At 70.1% G+C, this 21,654-nt stretch carries 17 protein-coding genes; 14 read left to right on the forward strand and 3 right to left on the reverse strand.

Annotated features, from left to right (window positions below; genetic code table 11):
* The first annotated feature begins 201 nt into the window (after positions 1–201).
* From ACWA7K_RS20395 to ACWA7K_RS20420, 6 genes are all read left to right on the forward strand, one after another.
* Positions 202–1,344, forward strand: a complete 1,143-nt coding sequence (locus ACWA7K_RS20395; RefSeq protein WP_456168889.1) for a S8 family serine peptidase — start codon at positions 202–204, stop codon at positions 1,342–1,344.
* A 192-nt stretch (positions 1,345–1,536) separates the two neighbouring features.
* Entirely contained in the window at positions 1,537–3,429 is a 1,893-nt protein-coding gene (locus ACWA7K_RS20400) for a S8 family peptidase (protein ID WP_456163743.1), read from the forward strand.
* Positions 3,430–3,545: 116 nt separating this feature from the next.
* Positions 3,546–3,869, forward strand: a complete 324-nt coding sequence (gene yajC, locus ACWA7K_RS20405) for a preprotein translocase subunit YajC (protein ID WP_456163745.1) — start codon at positions 3,546–3,548, stop codon at positions 3,867–3,869.
* 110 nt (positions 3,870–3,979) lie between these two features.
* Positions 3,980–5,878, forward strand: coding sequence for a protein translocase subunit SecD (secD, locus tag ACWA7K_RS20410; RefSeq protein ID WP_456163747.1), 1,899 nt, complete (start codon positions 3,980–3,982; stop codon positions 5,876–5,878).
* Between the two features lie 24 nt (positions 5,879–5,902).
* Positions 5,903–6,940, forward strand: a complete 1,038-nt coding sequence (gene secF / locus ACWA7K_RS20415; RefSeq protein WP_456163749.1) for a protein translocase subunit SecF — start codon at positions 5,903–5,905, stop codon at positions 6,938–6,940.
* A gap of 52 nt (positions 6,941–6,992) precedes the next feature.
* A complete protein-coding gene (locus tag ACWA7K_RS20420) occupies positions 6,993–9,560 on the forward strand; it encodes a DUF1631 family protein (protein ID WP_456210245.1) in 2,568 nt (855 codons plus the stop codon).
* Between the two features lie 12 nt (positions 9,561–9,572).
* Here the strand turns inward: ACWA7K_RS20420 and ACWA7K_RS20425 are convergent, their stop codons facing one another.
* The 3 genes from ACWA7K_RS20425 to ACWA7K_RS20435 form a co-directional block, all read right to left on the reverse strand.
* Positions 9,573–10,025 (reverse strand): DUF494 family protein, encoded by a 453-nt coding sequence (locus tag ACWA7K_RS20425; RefSeq protein ID WP_456163751.1) that lies wholly within the window; start codon positions 10,023–10,025, stop codon positions 9,573–9,575.
* 87 nt (positions 10,026–10,112) lie between these two features.
* A complete protein-coding gene (gene dprA, locus ACWA7K_RS20430) occupies positions 10,113–11,267 on the reverse strand; it encodes a DNA-processing protein DprA (protein ID WP_456163753.1) in 1,155 nt (384 codons plus the stop codon).
* A 37-nt stretch (positions 11,268–11,304) separates the two neighbouring features.
* Positions 11,305–12,498, reverse strand: a complete 1,194-nt coding sequence (locus ACWA7K_RS20435) for a LysM peptidoglycan-binding domain-containing protein (protein ID WP_456163755.1) — start codon at positions 12,496–12,498, stop codon at positions 11,305–11,307.
* A 249-nt stretch (positions 12,499–12,747) separates the two neighbouring features.
* Between ACWA7K_RS20435 and def the strand changes: the two genes are divergently transcribed.
* The 8 genes from def (at position 12,748) to pyk (ending at position 21,452) form a co-directional block, all read left to right on the forward strand.
* Positions 12,748–13,263, forward strand: coding sequence for a peptide deformylase (gene def / locus ACWA7K_RS20440; protein WP_456163757.1), 516 nt, complete (start codon positions 12,748–12,750; stop codon positions 13,261–13,263).
* A 35-nt stretch (positions 13,264–13,298) separates the two neighbouring features.
* Complete coding sequence (gene fmt, locus ACWA7K_RS20445) at positions 13,299–14,267, forward strand: methionyl-tRNA formyltransferase (RefSeq protein ID WP_456168891.1); 969 nt, start codon at positions 13,299–13,301, stop codon at positions 14,265–14,267.
* 91 nt (positions 14,268–14,358) lie between these two features.
* The gene (locus ACWA7K_RS20450; protein ID WP_456163759.1) at positions 14,359–14,862 is read left to right on the forward strand and encodes a hypothetical protein; all 504 of its coding nucleotides are present in this window, start codon (positions 14,359–14,361) and stop codon (positions 14,860–14,862) included.
* Between the two features lie 93 nt (positions 14,863–14,955).
* On the forward strand, positions 14,956–15,732 hold the full coding sequence (locus ACWA7K_RS20455; protein ID WP_456163761.1) for an AzlC family ABC transporter permease: 777 nt from the start codon (positions 14,956–14,958) through the stop codon (positions 15,730–15,732).
* 30 nt (positions 15,733–15,762) lie between these two features.
* Entirely contained in the window at positions 15,763–16,092 is a 330-nt protein-coding gene (locus tag ACWA7K_RS20460) for an AzlD domain-containing protein (protein ID WP_456163762.1), read from the forward strand.
* Between the two features lie 112 nt (positions 16,093–16,204).
* Positions 16,205–17,398, forward strand: coding sequence for a phosphoglycerate kinase (locus tag ACWA7K_RS20465; protein WP_456163763.1), 1,194 nt, complete (start codon positions 16,205–16,207; stop codon positions 17,396–17,398).
* Positions 17,399–17,571: 173 nt separating this feature from the next.
* A complete protein-coding gene (locus tag ACWA7K_RS20470; protein WP_456163765.1) occupies positions 17,572–19,866 on the forward strand; it encodes an NADP-dependent malic enzyme in 2,295 nt (764 codons plus the stop codon).
* A gap of 155 nt (positions 19,867–20,021) precedes the next feature.
* A complete protein-coding gene (pyk, locus tag ACWA7K_RS20475; protein WP_456163767.1) occupies positions 20,022–21,452 on the forward strand; it encodes a pyruvate kinase in 1,431 nt (476 codons plus the stop codon).
* The last annotated feature ends 202 nt before the right edge of the window (positions 21,453–21,654 follow it).

Below are 21,654 nucleotides of genomic sequence, written 5' to 3' on the forward strand. Positions count from 1 at the left end.
AAGGAACTTCGATGAACAAGCGATCTGCCCGATCCCGGGGCCTGTCCCGGGACGCGGTGACGTGCGGCCGCCGGATGCTGGCGGCCTTCAGCCGACCTGCGCGCCAACCTGCTGCCGGGCTACGACTTCGTCAGCTCGGTCGAGAAGGCCAACGATGGTGACGGCCGCGATGCCGATGCCAGCGACCCGGGCTACTGGACCCTGGACGGCCAGTGCGGCGAAGGAGTCAAGGGTGGCGACAGCCGCTGGCATGGCACGCACGTCGCCGGCACGATCGCCGCGTCGACCCACAACGGCATCGGCGTGGCCGGGGTTGCACCGGGTGCCCGCATCCTGCCGGTCCGCGTGATGGGCCGGTGTGGCGGCTACACCTCGGACATCCTCGATGCGATCGTCTGGGCGACCGGCGGCACGGTTGCAGGCGTGCCGGTCAACCCGAACCCGGCCCAGGTGCTCAACCTCTCGCTGGGCGGCGCCGGCCTGTGCGACCTGAGCTGGCAGAACGCGCTCAACATCGCCCGCAGCAACGGCGCGGTGGTGGTGGTGTCGGCGGGCAATGCGAGCGTCGATGCGGCCCGCTTCACGCCAGCCTCTTGCAAGGGCGTGGTCTCGGTGGCGGCGACCGGTGGTTTCGGCGCGCGAGCGTCGTACTCCAATTTCGGCGCGTCGGTCACGCTGGCAGCACCCGGCGGCGACGGCGACTTCGGCGTCCTGTCGACGCTCAACACGGGCACGACCACGCCGAAGGCCGATACCTATGGCACCCGCCGGGGCACCTCGATGGCGGCTCCGCACGTGGCAGGCGTGGTCGCGCTGATGCGGGGCCGCAACCCGTCGCTGACGCCCGACCAGATCGAGGCGCTGCTGAAGTCGGGTGCCGCCACGCACGGCTTCCCGTTCGGCTGCAGCCAGTGCGGCAGCGGCATCGTCGACGCGCGGCGTGCGATCGAGGCGGCAGCTGCGGCGGCCGCGTCGATCCCGGCCGTCGCGGAAGTCGAACCCGACGACACGTTCGCCACCGCCCAGGCGGTGTCGGCCCTGCCGGTCCAGCTCAAGGGCACGATCGACTCGGCCAGCGACATCGACCACTACCGGGTGACCGTGCCGGTCGGCAAGACGCTGGTCGCCACGCTGGCCCCCAACGAGTCTGCCGATCTCGACCTGCAGGCCTGCACCAGCGGCGGCATCCTGCTGGCGAAGAGCGCGCTCGGCACCGGTCTGGTCGAACGTCTGCGGTTGCCCAACGTGCTGGCCCAGCCCATGACGCTGGTGTTGCGCGTGACCCGCTTCAGCGGTCCGACCGGCACGGCAGGTGCCTATGCGCTGACGCTCGCCGTCGAGTGACGAGAGGTCCGGCCTGTCGCATCCGCAGGCCGTCCACCCACCGGAACGCAAGACATGTGCGGGCGCGTGACGGGTGCATCGAGCCGTGACCGTCCGGCGGTCACAGTCGCATCACCTCGTTTCAGGCCTCAAGTTCCGGGTCGGACCTGTCGAAGATGCAGATCACACCGCTTCTGCCCGTGAGGTCTGCCCATGAACGCCGCGTCCCTGTCGAAGAACCCGATGAACTGGAGAGGGGTGCTGCGCGACTGGTTGATCGGCATCGCGATCGGCTTGCTGCTGCTGGCCGCCGGTGGCGCCTGGGCCATGCAGCGCGAGGGCAACGGGCTGGCCACGCGCGCGTCCGCCTTGTCTGCCGCTGCAGCGGCGGCGGACGAAGGGCCGCCGTCCGACCGGCTGATCATCAAGCTGCGGGATGCGCAGGCCGGCATCGTCGACCCGAGCGGTCGGACCGGCGTGCGGGTGGCCGGCAACCGCGCCGGTGTCCGCCTGTCGCGCCTGCGTGGCATGGCGCAGCCCGGGGGGCATGTGCTGCAGCTGGACCGCCGCCTCGGCGCGGCGGCGCTGCGCCAGCTGGCCGACGACATCCGCAACGGTGACAGCGCCGTCGAATACGTCGAGCCTGACCGCATCCTGCTGCCGCAATGGCTGCCCAACGACCCGCAGCTGGCCAGCCAGTGGGACTTCACCGAGGCGACCGCCGGCATCAACCTGCCGACCGCCTGGGACCTGGGCACCGGCACCGGCATCGTGGTGGCCGTGATCGACACCGGCGTGCGCCCGCATGCCGACCTGGTGGCCAAGCTCGTGCCTGGCTACGACTTCATCAGCATGACCACGGTGTCGAACGACGGCGACGGCCGCGATGCCGATGCCAGCGATCCGGGCGACTGGAACGCCGCAGGCGCCTGCGGCACCGGCAGTGCGGCCAGCAACAGCAGCTGGCACGGCACGCACGTGGCCGGCACGATTGCCGCATCCACCAACAACGGCGTTGGCGTCGCGGGCGTCGCGCCGGACGCGCGCATCCTGCCGCTGCGGGTGCTGGGCCGCTGCGGTGGCTACACCTCGGACATCGCCGATGCGATCGTCTGGGCGGCCGGTGGCACCGTCACCGGCGTGCCGGCGAACCCGAATCCGGCCAAGGTCCTGAACCTGTCGCTGGGCGGCCGCGGGGCCTGTGACCTGACGACGCAGAACGCGATTAACGCCGCCCGGGCGCGCGGCGCGGTGGTGGTGGTGGCGGCCGGCAACTCGGCGGCGGACGCATCGGGCTTCTCGCCGGCGTCCTGTGCCGGCGTGATCTCGGTGGCGGCGGTGGGCCGCACCGGCGCACGCGCGTCCTATTCGAACTTCGGCGCCTCGGTCGACGTGGCCGCGCCGGGGGGTGACGGCGCCAACGGCATCCTGTCGACCCTGAACGCCGGCACGACCACCCCGGGCGCCGACACCTACCGCAGCTACATGGGCACCTCGATGGCCGCGCCGCACGTGGCCGGCGTGGTGGCGCTGATGCGCGCCCGCAACCCGGCGCTGACGCCCGACCAGGTCGAGACGCTGCTGAAGTCGAGCGCCGCCGCACGGGGCTTCCCGGTCGCCTGCAGCCAGTGCGGTGCCGGCATCGTCGATGCCCGACGCGCGATGGAAGCGGCCGGCGGGACCGCCACGACGCCCACGCCGACGCCGACCCCCACGCCTACGCCGACGCCGACGCCCACGGTCACCCAGGTCGCCGAGGTCGAGGCCAACAACACGATCGCCACCGCGCAGAAGCTGACGGTCTACCCGTCGCTGGTCAAGGCCACGATCGGTTCGACCACCGACACCGACTTCTTCAACGTCGTCATCCCGGCCGGCAAGACCCTGGCGGTGGCGATGACGCCCAACGCCAGTTCCGACTACGACCTGCTGGCCTACAGCACCGGCGGCGCCTTGCTGGCCTCCAGCGTGGCCGGCACCGGCCAGGTCGACCGGCTGAGCGTGCGCAATGGCGGCACCGCCGCGCTCACGCTGGTGCTGCGGGTGGTGCGCTACACCGGCCTGACCGGGACGACCGGCACCTACACGCTGTCGTTGTCGATGTGATGCCGGCCTGCGGGCCATGACACCGCCCCTGCGGGGGTGGGCAAGGGTTTGGCGGCCCCGGACGGGGCTGCGACCTACAATCGAGCGCTTTGTGTCCTGCTCGAGGAGCCCAGAAGGTGTTCATTTCCAATGCGTTTGCGCAAGCCCCCGCCGCGGCCCCCGCTGGCGGCTCGTCCCTGATGAGCCTGCTGCCCCTGGTGCTGATGTTCGTGGTGCTCTATTTCGTCATGATCCGCCCGCAGCAGAAGCGCCAGAAGGAGCACCGCGCGATGATCGACGCGCTCGCCAAGGGCGACGAGGTCGTGACCGCCGGCGGTCTGCTGGGCAAGGTCACCAAGGTCGGCGAGACCTACATCTCGATCGAACTGGCCACCGGCGTCGAGGCGCAGTGCCAGCGCAGCTCGATCGTCCAGGTCCTGCCCAAGGGCACCCTCAAGTAAGACGCTGACGCCTCCCGGGCCTCTCCGGCCCGGGCGTCACACCCAGGCCCGCCACCGGGCCTCCTGCCCGCGCCTGCCGCATCCGGGGCCCCCGCTCCGAGGATCCGACGATGAACCGTTATCCCCTGTGGAAGTACCTGATCCTGGCCTTCGCGGTCGTGATCGGGCTGCTCTACACCTTGCCCAACTTCTTCGGCGAGGCGCCTGCGGTGCAGGTGTCCAGCGGCAAGGCGACGATCAAGGTCGACGCCGACCTGGTCCCGCGCGTGCGCCAGGCGCTCGAGGGCGCCGGCCTCAAGCCTGACTTCGTCCAGCTGGAAGGCACGTCGGTGCGGGCCCGCTTCGGCGACACCGACACCCAGCTGAAGGCCCGTGACGCGGTGGTGCGTGCGCTGAACCCGGATCCGGCCGATCCCGGCTACATCGTCGCGCTGAACCTGGTGTCGCGTTCGCCGCAGTGGCTGACCTCGCTGCGCGCGCTGCCGATGTACCTGGGTCTGGACCTGCGCGGTGGCGTGCACTTCCTGATGCAGGTCGACATGCGCGCGGCGCTGACCAAGAAGGCCGAGTCGCTGACCGGCGACCTGCGCACGCTGCTGCGCGACAAGAACATCCGCCACGCCGGCATCGTGCGCAACGGCGAGACCGTCGAGGTCCGCCTGCGCGATGCCGAAGGCCTGGGCCGCGCCACCACCGAGCTGCGCACCGCGCTGCCCGACCTGACCTGGGTCGAGACCAACACCGGCAGCGAGTTCAAGCTGGCCGGCACGCTCAAGCCCGAGGCCGCCCGCAAGGTCCAGGAACAGGCGCTGCAGCAGAACATCAACACGCTGCACAACCGCATCAACGAGCTGGGCGTGGCCGAGCCGGTGATCCAGCAGCAGGGCGTCGACCGCGTGGTCGTGCAGCTGCCGGGCGTGCAGGACGTCGCCAAGGCCAAGGACATCATCGGCCGCACGGCGACGCTCGAGATCCGGCTGGTCGACGAAAGCACCGAGGCCCAGGCCGCCGCCACCGGCGCTGGCGCCGTCCCCTTCGGCACCGAGCGCTACAACGAGCGCGGCGGCCGCCCGATCATCGTCAAGCGCCAGGTCATCCTGACCGGCGAGAACCTGACCGACGCGCAGGCCGGCTTCGACGAGAACCAGCAACCCGCCGTGCACCTGACGCTCGACGCCCGCGGCGCGCGGATCTTCCGCGACATCACGCGCGAGAACATCAACAAGCGCATGGCCATCCTGCTGTTCGAGAAGGGCAAGGGCGAGGTCGTGACCGCACCGGTGATCCGCACCGAGATCGGTGGCGGACGGGTGCAGATCTCCGGCGCGATGACGCCGGTGGAGTCGGCCGACACCGCGCTGCTGCTGCGCGCCGGTTCGCTGGCCGCGCCGATGGAGATCATCGAGGAACGCCTGATCGGCCCCAGCCTGGGCGCCGAGAACATCGCCAAGGGCTTCGACAGCGTGCTGTACGGCTTCATCGCGATCGCGATCTTCATGTGCGCGTATTACCTGCTGTTCGGCGTCTTCTCGACGCTGGCGCTGGGCGTGAACCTGCTGCTGCTGGTGGCGATCCTGTCGATGCTGCAGGCCACGCTGACCCTGCCGGGCTTCGCCGCCATCGCGCTGGTGCTGGGCATGGCGATCGACGCGAACGTGCTGATCAATGAACGCGTGCGCGAGGAACTGCGCAGCGGCGCCTCGCCGCAGACCGCCATCCACGCCGGCTACGAACGTGCTTGGGCGACCATCCTGGACTCGAACGTCACCACGCTGATCGCCGGTGTCGCGCTGCTGGCCTTCGGTTCCGGCCCGGTGCGCGGCTTCGCGGTCGTGCACTGCCTGGGCATCCTGACGTCGATGTTCTCGGCGGTGATGTTCTCGCGTGGCCTGGTGAACCTCTGGTACGGCCGCAAGAAGAAGCTGGCCAAGGTCTCGATCGGCCAGGTCTGGCGCCCGGAAGGCGACGCCACCCGTCCCGACGAAACCCCCAAGGCCGAACAGGCCTGAACGCGGTCGCACGCAGGAGCATCCATGGAATTCTTCCGTTTCCGCCGCGACATCCCGTTCATGCGGCATGCGCTGGTCTTCAACCTCATCTCCTTCCTGACCTTCGCGGCAGCGGTGTTCTTCCTGATCACGCGCGGCCTGCACCTGTCGATCGAGTTCACCGGCGGCACGGTCATCGAGACCGAATACGCCCAGAGCGCCGACATCGCCCGGGTCCGCTCGACGGTCGAGGCGATGAACCTCGGCGAGGTCCAGGTGCAGAAGTTCGGTACCTCGCGCGACGTGCTGATCCGCCTGCCGCTGCGTGAAGGCGTCAAGCAGAACGAACTGGTCGGCAAGGTCTTCGTCGCGCTGTGCGCCGCCGAGCAGGGCAAGGTCTCGACGCGCCAGGTCACCACCGAGAAGGGCGAGCAGATCAGCCGCGAGGTCTGCGAGGCGGCCGGCGCCGAGCCGGTCAAGCTCTCGCGCAGCGAGTTCGTCGGCCCGCAGGTCGGCAAGGAACTGGCTCAGGACGGCGCCAAGGCACTGGGCTTCGTGATCGTCGGGATCATGATCTACCTGGCCTTCCGCTTCGAGTGGAAGTTCGCGGTGGCGGCCATCATCGCCAACCTGCACGACGTCATCATCATCCTGGGCTTCTTCGCCTACTTCCAGTGGGAGTTCTCGCTGTCGGTGCTGGCGGCGGTGCTGGCGGTGCTGGGCTACTCGGTCAACGAGTCGGTCGTCATCTTCGACCGGATCCGCGAGGCCTTCCGCAAGTACCGCAAGATGAGCACGGTCGAGGTGATCAACCACGCGATCACCAGCACGATGAGCCGGACCATCATCACGCACGGCTCGACCCAGATGATGGTGCTGTCGATGCTGATGTTCGGCGGCCCGACGCTGTTCTATTTCGCGCTCGCGCTGACGATCGGCATCTGCTTCGGCATCTATTCGTCGGTCTTCGTGGCCGCCGCGATCGCGATGTGGCTGGGCGTCAAGCGCGAGGACCTCGTGGCCGCGGGCGGGACGCGCAAGGATCACGATCCGAACGATCCGAATGCCGGTGCCGTGGTCTGATGCTGGTGTAGAGTTCCTCTAACCCAACCAGCCGAGCGCGTCGTCCCGATCCATGGCGCCTGCCATCCATTCACCGGCTCTCGCCTCGCAGGCCCGACGGTTCTATTTCGAGCTGCTGCTGCGCGAGTTGCCTCGTGCCATCAAGGCGGTGCACCAGGCCGCGCGCGAGCAGATGAGCCAGAGCGGCTCGCCCGAGCTGCTTTCGCGTCGGCGTGACCTCGTGCTGGATCTGCCGCGTCTGGCGCCGCGCTGGCATCAGGTGATGGTGCAGTCGCTGCGCAACGCGGTGACGCCGCCGCCGCCCGGCACGCCCCGCTCGATGACCACGCACAACGCGACCAAGGCCAGCGAGCTGGCACTGGTCGACGACGACACGATCGAGCTGGAGATCGTCGCCTCGCGCATGGCGCTGGCGATCATGGACAAGGTGTCCTGGGAGTTCTCCGACCTGCGCTATCGCATGTCGGCGCTGGAGCGCCGCGAGGAGCTCGATGCGGGCGACATCCTGCGGCCCAACGTCGTCGCGCGCGCCGCGATCGACGGCTGGCGCGCCGCCGGCCTGTCGCTCGAGAACTGGCGCACCGCGCAGTCCCAGCTGCACGACGAGTTCGGCGCGCTGGTGCATGAGGGCTACCACGAGACCAACCGCTGGCTGATCGGGCAGGGCGTCTGCACGGACGTCAACCTGCGTCCCTTCATCCGTCGTGCGCTCGGGTCCAGCAGTGCGCTGGCCAGCCAGACGGGCTGCGACACGACCGGCTCGGGGGCGCCGCTGTCACCACAGGGGACGCCCAGCACCGTCTCGCCGACAACGCCGGCCGCGCCGCCCCCCGGTGGCCCGCCCGGCCAGCGGTATCCGACGCCGACCGGTGTCACGAAGGACAAGGACAAGTTCCAGCCGACGCCCGAGACCGCCCACCTGTTCGCGCCGACCGTGGTCGCCGGCCTGCCGCCGCAAGGCCGGCCGCAGGGGCCCAGTTCGACCAGTCCGGGCAACCTCTCGGCGGCCGGTGCCAGTTCGGGGCGTGGCGACATCCACGAGGAAACGCGCCTGATGACCCGCTCGCCGGGCCTGTCGCGGTCCTATGAGCAGGCCGAGGTCGTGCTCGGGCGGCTGAACCAGTTCGTGTCCCGCCAGGTGCCCGAGTTCAACCGTTCGACCATCCAGCAGCCGCATCCGGCGTCGCCGGGGCTGCGCGCGGCGATCCACGATGCCCAGGTGGCGGTGCGGCAGCGTTTCGACGCCGGATCCGCGCCGATGGGTGTTGGCGGCGTGCCGCCCGGCACCGGCCAGCCGCCCGTGCTGGGCACGTCGCAGATGGTCAGCGCCCCGGCGCTCTTGCAGGAACTCCAGCAGCGCAAGCAGGCGCTGAAGCAGGCAGCGACCACGCCAGTCGAGCGCGCGACGATCGAGATCGTCGCGCTGATGTTCCAGAGCCTGCTGACCGAGGAACGCATCCCGACCTCGATCCGCGTCTGGTTCGCCCGCCTGCAGATGCCGGTGCTGCGCGTGGCCGTTGCCGAACCCGACTTCTTCGCCACCACCGACCACCCTGCGCGCAAGCTGATCGACCGCATGGGCGCCTGCGTGATGGGCTTCGAGGTGGGCAGCGCCGGTGTCAGCGACGAGCTCGAGAAGGAGATCAAGCGCGTCGTGCAGGTCGTCGAGGCCTACCCCGACACCGGTCGGCGGGTGTTCCAGACCGTGCTGACCGAGTTCGAGCGTTTCCTCGAGAACTACTTCAAGACCACCCACGCGGCGGCGAGCAAGGGCGTGAGCCTGGCCCAGCAGATCGAGCAGCGCGAGACGCTCGCCATCCAGTACACGATCGAGCTGCGCAAGATGCTCAACGAGGTGCCCGTGCACGACGGCGTGCGCGAGTTCCTCTTCCATGTCTGGGCCGATGTGCTGGCGACCACCGGCGTCAAGGCCGGCCAGGGCAGCGACGCGACCAAGCAGATGCAGCGCGCCGCAGCCGACCTGATCTGGCTGGCCAGCGCCAAGGTCTCGCGCGAGGAGCGCTCCGAGGCCATCCGCCGCCTGCCGCCGCTGCTGAAGAAGCTGCGCGAGGGCATGGCTTCGGCCGGCGTCCCGCAGGCCAAGCAGGACGAGTACATCCAGGCACTGAACAACTCGCTGGCGGCGGCCTTCTCGGCCCGCACCGCGACCATCCCGTCCGAGCGGCTCGACGAGCTGATGATGCAGATGGAGACGCTGGAGGAGTTGCTGCCCGACGCCGATCACATCGAGATCGACGAGTCGATGGTGCGCGACCTGTCGGGCCAGGACGAGGGCGATCTCGAGGTCGTGGCCGAAGGCGGCTCGATGCCGACGCCGGCAATGCTGGCCTGGACCGCCGAGCTGCAGGTGGGCGCCTGGTTCAAGCTCGACTACCGCGGTCGGGTCGACCCGGTCCAGCTGGCCTGGCAGGGCCTGCGCAAGCAGCTGGCGATGTTCGTGACGCCGACCGGCCGCGGGATCATGTTCCAGAAGCACCGACTCGCCGCGTTCCTGCAGGCCGGCCTGCTCGTGCCGGTCGAGGAAGAGTCGCTGACGGTGCGCGCCACCCGCAGCGCCCTGGCCAAGCTCGACGCCGATCCGACGCGGCTGCTGCAGTAGCGCTTCGGCGCTTCAGTGGATCAGCCGGTCCTCGGCATCGACGAACAGCTCGTCGAGGATCAGCGCATCGGGCTCCTCGCCCAGGCTCCAGAACACCATCAGCACGATGATCTTCAGGTCTTCGAGCGGGACCGGTGCGCCGTCCAGCGCCATCGCGCGGTCGACGACGATCTCGCGCATCGACGGTGGCAGCACGCCGGCCGATTCGAGGAAGCTCAGGAAGGAGATCGACGCGACGCCCAGATGCTCCTGCTCGTTGGGCAGGTAGACGCGCACCGACAGGTCGTGCTGGTTGGCGACGTAGGACTCGGCGACGCTGGCCAGCCCGTCTAGCCAGGTCAGCGCATCGGCGATTTCCTCGCTCTCGAAACCCACCGCGCTGAGCTTCTTCGACAGTTGCTCATGGTCCGGGCAAGCGTCCGGACGCCAGTAGTTTTCGTACAGGTACACGAGCACGTCGAACATGGATTGACTATACCCCAGCGATTTCTGCAGGCTTGTGGTGCCACCCGTGTGCGGGATCACGCCGGACGCCTCGGCGTGGTTGCCGGTTCAGGCTGAGGCGCGGCGCTGGAAGACGCCGCCCGGCAGGCGCAGGACGTCGCCGCCCAGTTCGAGCTCCAGCAGCCGCACCGCCAGCGTCGACGCGCTCCAGCCGGTGCGTGCCTGCAGCACGTCCAGCGTGGCCGGACTCCAGCCGAGGGCCGCGAGCAGCGGATCCTCCGTGTCGTCTCCGGCCGGGGCGGGCAGGGCGGTGTCGACCGGTTCTGCGACGTCGCGTGGCGTTGGCGACGGGGCGGTGAGGTGCAGTTCTTCCAGCACGTCCTCCAGGCTCTCGACCAGCTTGGCGCCGTGGCGGATCAGTGCGTGGCAGCCGCGCGACTGGGGGTTGTGGATCGACCCCGGGATCGCGAAGACCTCGCGCCCGGCCTCGACCGATAGCCGCGCGGTCAGCAGCGAACCCGAACGCACCGCCGCCTCGACCACCAGCGTGCCGAGTGCCAGCGTGGCGATCAGCCGGTTGCGCTGCGGGAAGTGGGCCGGCAGGGGTGAGGTGCCGAGCGGCATCTCGCTGATCAGGAGACCTTGTTGTGCGATCCGCCGTGCCAGGTCCAGGTGCGAGCGCGGGTAGACGCGGTCCAGCCCGCTGCCCGGCACCGCGATGGTCCGGGCCAGTCCGGTCAGCGCGCCTTCGTGGGCCGCGCCGTCCACGCCGATCGCCAGTCCGGACACGACGGTCAGCCCGGCCTCGCTGGCCGCCGCCGCGAAACCGTGGGCGTGCGCGAGACCGTCCGGCGTCGGGTGCCGGGTGCCGACGATGGCCAGCATCGGCCGTTGCAGCAGCGACAGGTCACCCTCGGCATGGACCAGCAGTGGCGGGTCGGCGCTGTCGAGCCATCCGCGTGGGTAGTGGCCGGCCTGATCCAGCGTCAGGATGTGGCGATCCGGCGCGGCGTGCAGCCAGGCCCAGGTCGTCTCGACCCGTTGGGCCAGCCCGGGTACCGCGGCGTGCAGCCCGGCGGCCAGCGGCTTGCCGACCTGCGCGGCGAGTGCCTCGAATGGCGCTTCGCGAACGGCTCCCGGGCTGCCGAAGGTCGCCAGCAACCGGCGCGCGGCCGTGCGGCCGATGCCCGGGGTTTCGAGCAGATGAAGCCAGTCGGCAAGTTCCGACCGGTCTGGCTTGGGTAAGGCGTCGGGGAGGTTCATGGCGCGGGTTCCGGGGAGGCCGTCCGCGCCATGCGCGTCAGGGTTGCGAGATGCGGTCGCCTCGGCGCACCGGCGTCTCGGACGCCAGGATCAGGCCATAGGACACCCGCTCGAAGACGCGGAAGACGTAGATGTGGCCGTTGCGCTCGTCGGGCAGGCGCACGGCGGTGCGTTGTTCGTCTTCCCGATCGCGCACCGTGCTGCCGGCGCGCCAGATGCTCAGCACGTGGCCGGGCTCGACGCCGCCGCTGCGGCCGCGGTTGATCGCGATGATCTGGTTCTGACCCGCCTGCAGGCCTTCGCCGTAGACCGACACGACGCTGGCGTCCAGCGGCGAGCTCGGTGCGTGCGGGACATGCCGGCCGTCGTCGCGCGGCTGGGGTGCCGTCAGGCGATCACCGACACCTGCCTCCTGTCGCAGCGTCTTCAGGCTGACGGTGGCCGGCACGATCTCGGGGCTGCCGTCGGCCTGGGTGCGCTGCTCGCCGGGTTGCAGGTATTCGGCGGTGCCGACGTAGGCGGCCTCGAAGCCCAGCACCTCGCCGGTCTGCGGATCGGTCAGCGGCTGGGCGCGGCGGAAGATCTGCCAGTCGCGCCTCGGTGCCATCTCGCCACGCACGTAGGCCACGTCGCCGCGGCCCAGCAGCACGCGGCCTTCACGCCCGGCGACGATGCGCGGCGCGTCGGCCAGCTCGTTGGTGTCGAGCACGACCGCGTCGGTCAGGAAGGGCTGGATCAGCGTCAGGTTGATCGCGCCGATCGGGCCGCGGTCCATCGCCGTCTCGCGGGCGCGCGGCGACAGCTTGTCGGTGCCGCCGCTGCCGTCGAGCAGGCGCCCGACCTGCAGCTGCGCCCGGCCGCCGCTCTTGACCAGCACCAGCATCTGGCCGGGGTAGATCAGGTGCGGGTTGCGGATCGCGTCGAGGTTCATGCCCCACAGCTCGGGCCAGCGCCACGGGCTGCGCAGGAACAGGCTGGAGATGTCCCACAGCGTGTCGCCACGCTTGACGGTGTAGCTGTCGGGCGCGTTCGGCGCCAGTTCGCTGAGCGGCACGCCGCCCTGGGCCACCTTCTGCGCGGTGCCGCGCTGGGCGTTCGTGACGGGATAATTGGGTTCGGCGGCCTGGCCGGTGGCCGTGCCGGCGAGCAGTGCCAGACCGGTCAATGCCGCCGCCAGCGGGCCGGGGGACGCGAACCGAAGGCGGGAAACCGTGGCGTGACGCAGAAACATGGACCGCTGCTCCGTGGATGCTGAATCGGCAGTCTGCCGGCGTTGGAGGGGATGCGATGCCATCCTCTGCAGGCGGCCCGGCCTTGCGCGAAAATCTTCATTCAGTTTCATAAATTCTGCCTGTAAACCCTTGATGCCGCAACGAAAACGGGCTGTCAGCCGGTATCTGCCGGTGACCGTCGACAGCCCCTTCGTCGTGCCCCATCAACACCCCTGCGGCGACGACTGGCGCCGCCGTTGCGAGTCACCATGAGCCTGCTGCCCATCTTGCGCTATCCCGATGCGCGCCTGAACAAGATCGCCAAGCCGGTGGCGGAGGTCGACGACCGCATCCGCCGGCTGGTCGACGACATGTTCGAGACCATGTACGCCTCGCGCGGCATCGGCCTGGCCGCGACCCAGGTCGACGTGCACGAGCGGGTCATCGTCATCGACACCTCGGAAGACCGTTCCGAGCCGCGCGTGCTGATCAACCCGAAGCTGGTCGCCGTCAGCGACGAGATGATGGTCGGTGACGAGGGCTGCCTGTCGGTGCCGACCATCTACGACAAAGTCGAGCGCCACGCCCGCGTCACCGTCGAGGCGCTCGACCGCGACGGCAGGACCTACCGCTTCGAGGCCGAGGACCTGCTGGCCGTCTGCGTCCAGCACGAGATGGATCACCTGATGGGCAAGGTCTTCGTCGAGTACCTGTCGGCGCTCAAGCGCAATCGCATCCGCAGCAAGATGATCAAGCGCTCGCGCGACGACGAGCCGGTGGCATGACGGGAGCCGCCGACCACGCCGTGACCACCACCGGCCTGCGTGTCGCCTACGCCGGCACGCCCGAGTTCGCCGCCGCCGCGCTGGCCGCCATCCTGGCCGCCGGCCACACGGTTCCACTGGTGCTGACCCAGCCCGATCGCCCGGCCGGCCGGGGCATGAAGCTGCAGGCCTCGCCGGTCAAGCAGCTGGCGCTGCAGCACGGCGTGCCGGTCGCCCAGCCCGTCAGCCTGAAGCTCGACGGCCGTCACCCGGCCGATGCCGCCGCCGCCCGCGACGCCCTGCTGGCCGCCGCGCCCGACGTGCTGGTGGTGGCCGCCTACGGCCTGATCCTGCCGACCTGGGTGCTCGAACTGCCGCGCCTGGGCTGCCTGAACATCCATGCGTCGCTGTTGCCGCGCTGGCGCGGTGCGGCGCCGATCCACCGGGCGATCGAGGCCGGCGATGCCGCCACCGGCATCACGATCATGCAGATGGACGCCGGCCTGGACACCGGCCCGATGCTGCTGCGTGCCGAGACCGCCATCCGCCCGGACGACACCACCGCGACGCTGCACGACCGGCTGGCCGCGCAGGGCGCCACGCTGGTGCTGCAGGCGCTGGACGACGCGGCGCGCGGCCGGCTGCAGCCGGTGGTCCAGCCGACCGACGGCGTGACCTACGCCCACAAGATCGAGAAGGCCGAGGCCGCGATCGACTGGCGCCAGCCCGCCGCCGAGATCGAGCGCCGTGTGCGCGCCTTCGACCCTTTCCCGGGGGCGACCTGCCTGCTGCCGGCCGACGGCGGCGCCGAGACGCTCAAGGTCTGGTCGGCCCGGCTGGCCGATGCCGGTGTGCCGGCCGCTGCGCCGGGAACGGTGGTGGCGGTGGAGCCCGACGGCCTCTGCGTGGCCTGTGGCGACGGCGCGCTGTGGCTGGTCAAGCTGCAGCGGCCGGGCGGCAAGCGCGTCTCGGCGCGTGAATTCCTGCAGGCGCGACCGCTGCCGGTGGGCACCGCGCTGGGCTGAAGCCCGTTCAATCGCTCGAAAAGCGGGGTCCGCCTCAAGCGGGGCCGGCGCCGGTCGATAGCACGGGGGAGACTTCCTCCCCGAGCCGACCATGCGCCGTTTCCTCACCCTCTTCTCCCTGCTCCTGGCCGCCGGCCTGATGGTCGGCTGCGATGCCCTCGGCATCGAGAGCGGCACCGCCACCGCCGCCCGCAAGGAGGCCGACGGCATGGCCATCGGCAGTGCCTGCCGCCACGCCTTGCGGGCGATCGAGGACTGCTACACGCTCAACCCGAAGGCGACCAAGGCGGCGGTCTACGCCGGCTGGCGCGAGATGGACGAGTACATGCGCGAGAACAAGATCGAGGGGATCGTCCCGGTCATCCCGCGCAAGACCGCCAAGCCGGCCGCCGAGGCGGCATCCGCTGCCGAAGGGTCTGATGCGGCCGGTGCCGAGGCTGGCGCGGACAAGTCGGACAAGGCCGACAAGGCCGATGCCCACGACGCCGGCGGCGCCGCCAAGCCGCGCAACAGCCACGGCGATGCCGGCGCCACGGCCGCGCCGCCGGTGCGCGAGGCGCGCGCCCACACGCAACGCCAGCCGACCACGCACTGACCGGTCCGCGCATCGACACCCCGGCGTCGACCTGTACCCGGGACGTACCGCCGCGAGGGTGTCCGGCGCACAGGCCGATGTGACAATCGGCGGATGTCCCGACTGGCCGCCTGGCGCACCGACCTGACCCACCTGCTGGCCGAGCCGCAGTTCCGGCGCGGCGTGCGCGACATGCTGCCGATGCTGCCCGGCATCTCGGCCTGGGGCCTGGTGACCGGCGTGGCGATGATCAAGAGCGGGCTCGACATCCCGCTCGCGCTGCTGATGAGCCTGGTGGTGTTCGCCGGCTCGTCGCAACTGGCCTCGCTGCCGCTGCTGGCGGTCGGCGCGCCGATGTGGGTGATCTGGCTGACGTCCTTCGTCGTCAACCTGCGCTTCGTGATCTACAGCGCGCAGTGGCGCTGGTACTTCGGTGGCCTGAGCCGCCCGAAGCGGCTGGCGATGGTCTATTTCGCCGCCGACCTGAACTACGTCGTCTTCCTGAAGGCCTGGCCGGAGCCCGAGCCCGCGCCGGGCCAGGTGCCGTATTTCCTCGGCGGCGTGGCGCTGATGTGGTTCGGCTGGCAGATCCCGTCGATCGCCGGCATCGTGCTGGCCGACTCGGTGCCGCCGGCCTGGGGCCTGGGCTTCGCCGGCACGCTGGCGCTGGTCGGGCTGACCTGCACGCTGCTGGTCGACCGCGCCACCTGGGTTGCGGCGGCCGTGGCGGCGCTTGCGGCGGTGGCCGCGTTCGCCTTGCCCTACAAGCTGCACATCATCGTGGCCGTGGCCGCCGCCGTGGCCGCCGGCCTGATGCTCGACCGCGATGGCGGCGCCGGACCGCGCGCCCGCGCTGTCCCGCTGCCGCCGCAGCACGATCCGGCCGCCTGAGCCCTCCGCACCCCTCGAATCGCCAACGCCATGGACGCCTGGAACACCGCCATCACGATCATCGGCATGGGCGTCGTCACCGTCGTGGCGCGTGGCCTGCTGCTGATCCCGAAGCACGAGGTGCCGCTGCCGACCTGGAGCAAGCGGGCGCTGAAGTTCGCGCCGCTGGCCGCGCTGGTCGCCGTCGTCGTGCCCGAGGTGCTGCTGACCCAGGGCGTGCTGATCGGCACGCTGGCCGATGCCCGGGTGATCGGCGCGGCCGCCGGCATCGCGTGGTTCGTCGCCCGGCGCGGCATGCTGGGCACCATCCTGGTCGGCATGGCCGTGTTCCTGCCGCTGCGCATCGGCCTGGGCTGGTGAGGCCCGAACCCGCGCGCCGGCCCGACCCCTTCCAGAACAAGCCCCCGAGAAACCGGACGCCCGCCGTCCATCCTTCCAACGTCCTTCCAACCTGTTCAAAGAGGCCAGTCCCATGAAGATCAAGCGACTCTCCGACCTCATCGCCGCCGGCCAGCTGGCTGGCCAGCGCGTGTTCATCCGCGCCGACCTCAACGTGCCCCAGGACGATGCCGGCCGCATCACCGAGGACACCCGCATCCGCGCCTCGATCCCCTGCATCGAGATGGCCCTGAAGGCCGGCGCCGCCGTGATGGTGACCAGCCACCTGGGTCGCCCGACCGAGGGCGAGTTCAAGCCCGAGGACAGCCTCGCGCCGGTCGCCGCCCGCATGGGCGAGCTGATGGGCCGCGAGATCCCCGTCGTCGCCAACTGGACCGACGGCGTGCAGGTCGCGCCGGGCCAGCTGGTGATGCTGGAGAACTGCCGCCTCAACAAGGGCGAGAAGAAGAACAACGAGGAGCTGGCGCGCAAGATGGCGGCGCTGTGCGACGTCTTCGTGCACGACGCCTTCGGCACCGCGCACCGTGCCGAGGCATCGACCTACGGCATCGCCCAGTTCGCCAAGGTTGCCTGCGCCGGCCCGCTGCTGGCCGCCGAGATCGACGCCATCTCGCGCGCGCTGGCCCAGCCCAAGCGCCCGCTGCTGGCGATCGTCGCGGGCAGCAAGGTCAGCACCAAGCTGACCATCCTGCAGGCGCTGGCCAGGAACGTCGACGGGCTGATCGTCGGCGGCGGCATCGCCAACACCTTCATGCTGGCCGCCGGCCTGAAGATCGGCAAGAGCCTGGCCGAACCCGATCTGGTGGGCGAGGCCCGCGCCGTGATCGAGGCGATGAAGGCCCGTGGCGCGGCGGTGCCGATCCCCGTCGACGTGGTCTGCGCCAAGCGCTTCGCGGCCGACGCCGAGGCGACCGTCAAGGCCGCCGATGCGGTCGAGGACGACGACCTGATCCTCGACATCGGCCCGAAGACCGCGCAGATCCTGGCCGACCAGCTGGCGGCGGCCGGCACCATCGTCTGGAACGGCCCGGTCGGCGTGTTCGAGTTCGACGCCTTCGCCGGCGGCACCGAGACCATCGCGCGCGCCATTGCCAGGAGCAGCGCCTTCAGCATCGCCGGCGGTGGCGACACGCTGGCGGCGATCGCCAAGTACGGCATCGAGAAGGACGTCAGCTACATCTCGACCGGCGGCGGTGCCTTCCTGGAAGTGCTGGAAGGCAAGACGCTGCCGGCCTTCGAGATCCTCGCCAAGCGCGCCGAGGGCTGATCGACCCCGGACAGCCGGGCCAAAACCCATGCGACTTGTGCATGGTCCTTGCGCCCAGCTGACATGAAGCCCGGAAACGGCCCTCCAGCGGCCGTTTCCGGGCATGCCACGTGTGTGCCTGCGCTGTAACCTTCGCGCCCCGCGAAGAACATCCGCCCCCGGAGACACACACCATGGCCGCTCTCACCCCCGCCGAACAAGCCCTGCGCGAAGCCGCGCTCGAATATCACCGCTCGCCCGTGCGCGGCAAGATTGCCGTCACGCCGCTGAAGCCGCTGATGAACCAGCGCGACCTGTCGCTGGCCTATTCGCCGGGCGTCGCCTATGCATGCCTGGACATCCAGGCCGACCCGAGCAAGGCGGCCGAATACACCTCGCGCGGCAACCTCGTCGGCGTCGTCACCAACGGCACGGCCGTGCTGGGCCTGGGCGACATCGGCCCGCTGGCCGGCAAGCCGGTGATGGAAGGCAAGGGCTGCCTGTTCAAGAAGTTCGCCGGCATCGACGTGTTCGACATCGAGCTGGCCGAGCGCGATCCGGACAAGCTGGTCGAGATCATTGCCGCGCTGGAGCCGACGCTGGGCGGCATCAACCTCGAGGACATCAAGGCGCCCGAGTGCTTCTACATCGAGAAGAAGCTGCGCGAGCGCATGCAGATCCCGGTCTTCCACGATGACCAGCACGGCACCGCGATCATCTCGGGCGCGGCGCTGCTGAACGGCCTGGAGCTGGTCGGCAAGCGCATCGGCGAGGTCAAGCTGGTGGTGTCGGGCGCGGGCGCGGCGGCCATCGCCTGTCTGGACCTGATGGTCGGCCTGGGCGTGAAGATCGAGAACATCTTCGTCTGCGACTCCAAGGGCGTGATCCGCGCCGGCCGGGGCGACAAGCTCGACGAGTCCAAGCAGCGCTACTGCCAGTCGACCGAACTGAAGACGCTGGCCGACGTCATCGTCGGCGCCGACGTGTTCCTGGGCTGCTCGGCCGCCGGCGTGCTGTCGCCGGAGATGGTCGCGACGATGGGCGACAAGCCCATCATCCTGGCGCTGGCCAACCCGGAGCCGGAGATCCGCCCCGAGCTGGCGCGCCAGGCCAAGCCCGACTGCATCGTCGCGACCGGTCGTTCGGACTACCCGAACCAGGTCAACAACGTCCTGTGTTTCCCCTACATCTTCCGCGGCGCGCTCGACTGCGGCGCGACCCGCATCACCGAGGCGATGAAGCTCGCCTGCGTGCGCGAGATCGCCGCGCTGGCCAAGGAGGAGACCAGCGACGAGGTGGCCGCCGCCTACGCCGGCCAGGAGCTGCAGTTCGGCCCCGAATACATCATCCCCAAGCCCTTCGACGCCCGCCTGATCCTGCGCATCGCGCCGGCCGTGGCGCGCGCGGCGGCCGAGTCCGGCGTGGCCACCCGCCCGATCGAGGACATGGACGCCTACCGCGAGTCGCTGACCCGCTACGTCTACCAGACCGGCATGTTCATGCGCCCGGTCTTCGCCGCCGCCAAGCGCGCGCCGGCCCGTGTCGTCTATGCCGAGGGCGAGGACGAGCGCGTGCTGCGCGCGGTCCAGGCCGTGCTGGCCGAGGGCATGGCCAAGCCGATCCTGGTGGGCCGCCCGAACGTGATCCAGATGCGCATCGAACGCGCCGGCCTGCGCCTGAAGGCCGGCACCGACTTCGAGGTGGTCGACCCCGAGGACGATCCGCGCTTCCGTGCCTGCTGGGAGGACTACCACCGCCTGATGGGCCGCGACGGCGTCTCGCCCGAGGCCGCCAAGGCGGCGGTGCGGCGCTCGACCACGCTGATCTCGGCGCTGCTGCTGCGCCGGGGCGATGCCGACGCGATGCTGTGCGGTCTGCATGGCCGCTTCGACAGCCACTACGAACACGTCAAGGCGGTGATCGGTGCGCAGGCCGGCGTGCAGACGATGGCGACGATGAACGCGCTGATGCTCGAAGAGCACAACCTCTTCATCACCGACACCTTCATCAACGAACAGCCGACCGCCGAGGAACTGGCCGAGATCGCCCGCATGGCCGCCGAGGAAGTGCGCCGTTTCGGCGTGCCGCCCAAGGTGGCCTTCCTGTCGCACTCGATGTTCGGTTCGTCCAGCCGCCCGTCGGCCAAGCGGGTGCGCGCGGCGCGCGACATCTTCGTGGCCCGCAACCCGCAGATCGAATGTGATGGCGAGATGCACGGCGACGCCGCGCTGTCGGAGAAGCTGCGCCAGAACATCCTGCCCGACAGCCGCCTGAGCGGTTCGGCCAACCTGCTGGTGCTGCCCAACATCGACGCCGCGAACATCCTGTTCAACGTGCTGAAGATGACCTCCGGCAAGGGCGTGACGGTCGGCCCGATCCTGCTCGGCGCGGCCGCGCCGGTGCACATCCTGACGCCGTCGGCGTCGATGCGCCGGGTCGTCAACATGACCGCGCTGGCGGTGGCGGACGCGGCGGCCTCGCGTCGCTGAGCCCGGTCGGGCCGATGCCACAAGGGAACCGCGCGGCTCGTAACCGCGCTGTTCCAGTCTCAGGCTGATAATCCGCCGCCACGCCGCCCCAGCCCCTTGCAGCCTGTCGCTGACGAGGTCCTGACGCGGTGACCGACCCCCTAGGAGACTGCCCCATGCCCCGCCATACCAAGATCGTTGCAACCCTCGGCCCCGCCTCGTCGGATCCCGAGGTGCTGGAGCGGATGATCCGTGCCGGGGTCGACGTCGTGCGGCTGAACTTCAGCCACGGCAAGGCGCAGGACCACATCGACCGCGCGACGCTGGTGCGCGAGGCCGCCCGTCGCGTCGGCAAGCCGGTGGCCATCATGGCCGACCTGCAGGGCCCGAAGATCCGCGTCGGCAAGTTCGCCGAAGGCAAGGTGATGCTCGAACAGGGCCAGCCCTTCGTGCTGGACGCCGGTCGCGCCGAACCGGGTGACCTGGGCGGTGTCGGCCTGGACTACAAGGAACTGCCGCGCGACGTGAAGCCCGGCGACACGCTGCTGCTCAACGACGGCCTGATCGTGCTGGTGGTCGATGCGGTGCGCGGCGAGCAGGTCCACACCGTCGTCAAGATCGGCGGCGAGCTGTCCAACAACAAGGGCATCAACAAGCAGGGCGGCGGCCTGACCGCGCCGGCCCTGACGGCCAAGGACATGGAAGACATCAAGACCGCGATGTCGTTCCAGTGCGAATACCTCGCCGTGAGCTTCCCGAAGAACGCCACCGACATGGAAATGGCGCGCCAGCTGGCCAACGTGGCCGGCGAGCCGTGGCGTCACAAGCCCGGCATGATCGCCAAGATCGAGCGCAGCGAGGCCATCCCCGTGCTCGACCAGATCCTCAAGGCCAGCGACGGCATCATGGTTGCGCGCGGTGACCTGGCCGTGGAAGTGGGCAACGCGGCGGTGCCGGCGCTGCAGAAACGCATGATCCGCATGGCCCGCGAGATGGACAAGGTCACCATCACCGCCACGCAGATGATGGAGTCGATGATCCAGAACCCGGTGCCCACCCGCGCCGAGGTCAGCGACGTCGCCAACGCCGTGCTCGACGGCACCGACGCGGTCATGCTGAGCGCCGAGACGGCCGCCGGCAAGTACCCGGTGGAAACCATCGAGCAGATGGCCGCCATCGCGCTGGCCGCCGAACGTGCCGAGGACTTCCAGCTCGACGCCAACTTCACCAACAAGAAGTTCGCCCGCATCGACCAGTCGATCGCGATGGGCGCGCTGTTCACGGCGCACCACCTGGGCTGCAAGGCGATCCTGGCGCTGACCGAGTCGGGCTCGACCGCGCTGTGGATGAGCCGCTACCGCATCGACGTGCCGATCTACGGCCTGACCACGCAGGCCAAGTCCGAGCGCGCGATGGCGCTGTATCGCAACGTCCGGCCGATCCTGATGGGCAAGTTCGACGACCGCGACACCGCGCTGGCCGCTGCCGAGCGCCTGCTGGTCGACAAGGGCGTGCTGCGCCCGGGCGACACCTACGCGATCACCTGCGGCGAGCCGATGGGCTACCCGGGCGGCACCAACATGCTGAAGGTCTGCCGCGTCGGCTGACGCGTCGGATCGGCGCCACGCGCCACGCCTCGAAGGCCGCCCACCCGGGCGGCTTTTTTCGTTGATGGTTGCGCATCTCGGGCGCTGCAGGTCGTCCGTCGGGTGGGCCTGGCCCGGACGCGTGATGGGCCGACCCTAGAATCCCGCGAGTTACAAGGCGGTTTCAAGCTGCGCGCGCGAGGCTCCGAAGCGGGGTTGTCCC

This window comes from Leptothrix mechoopdaensis (SeqCode), from assembly GCF_053893855.1.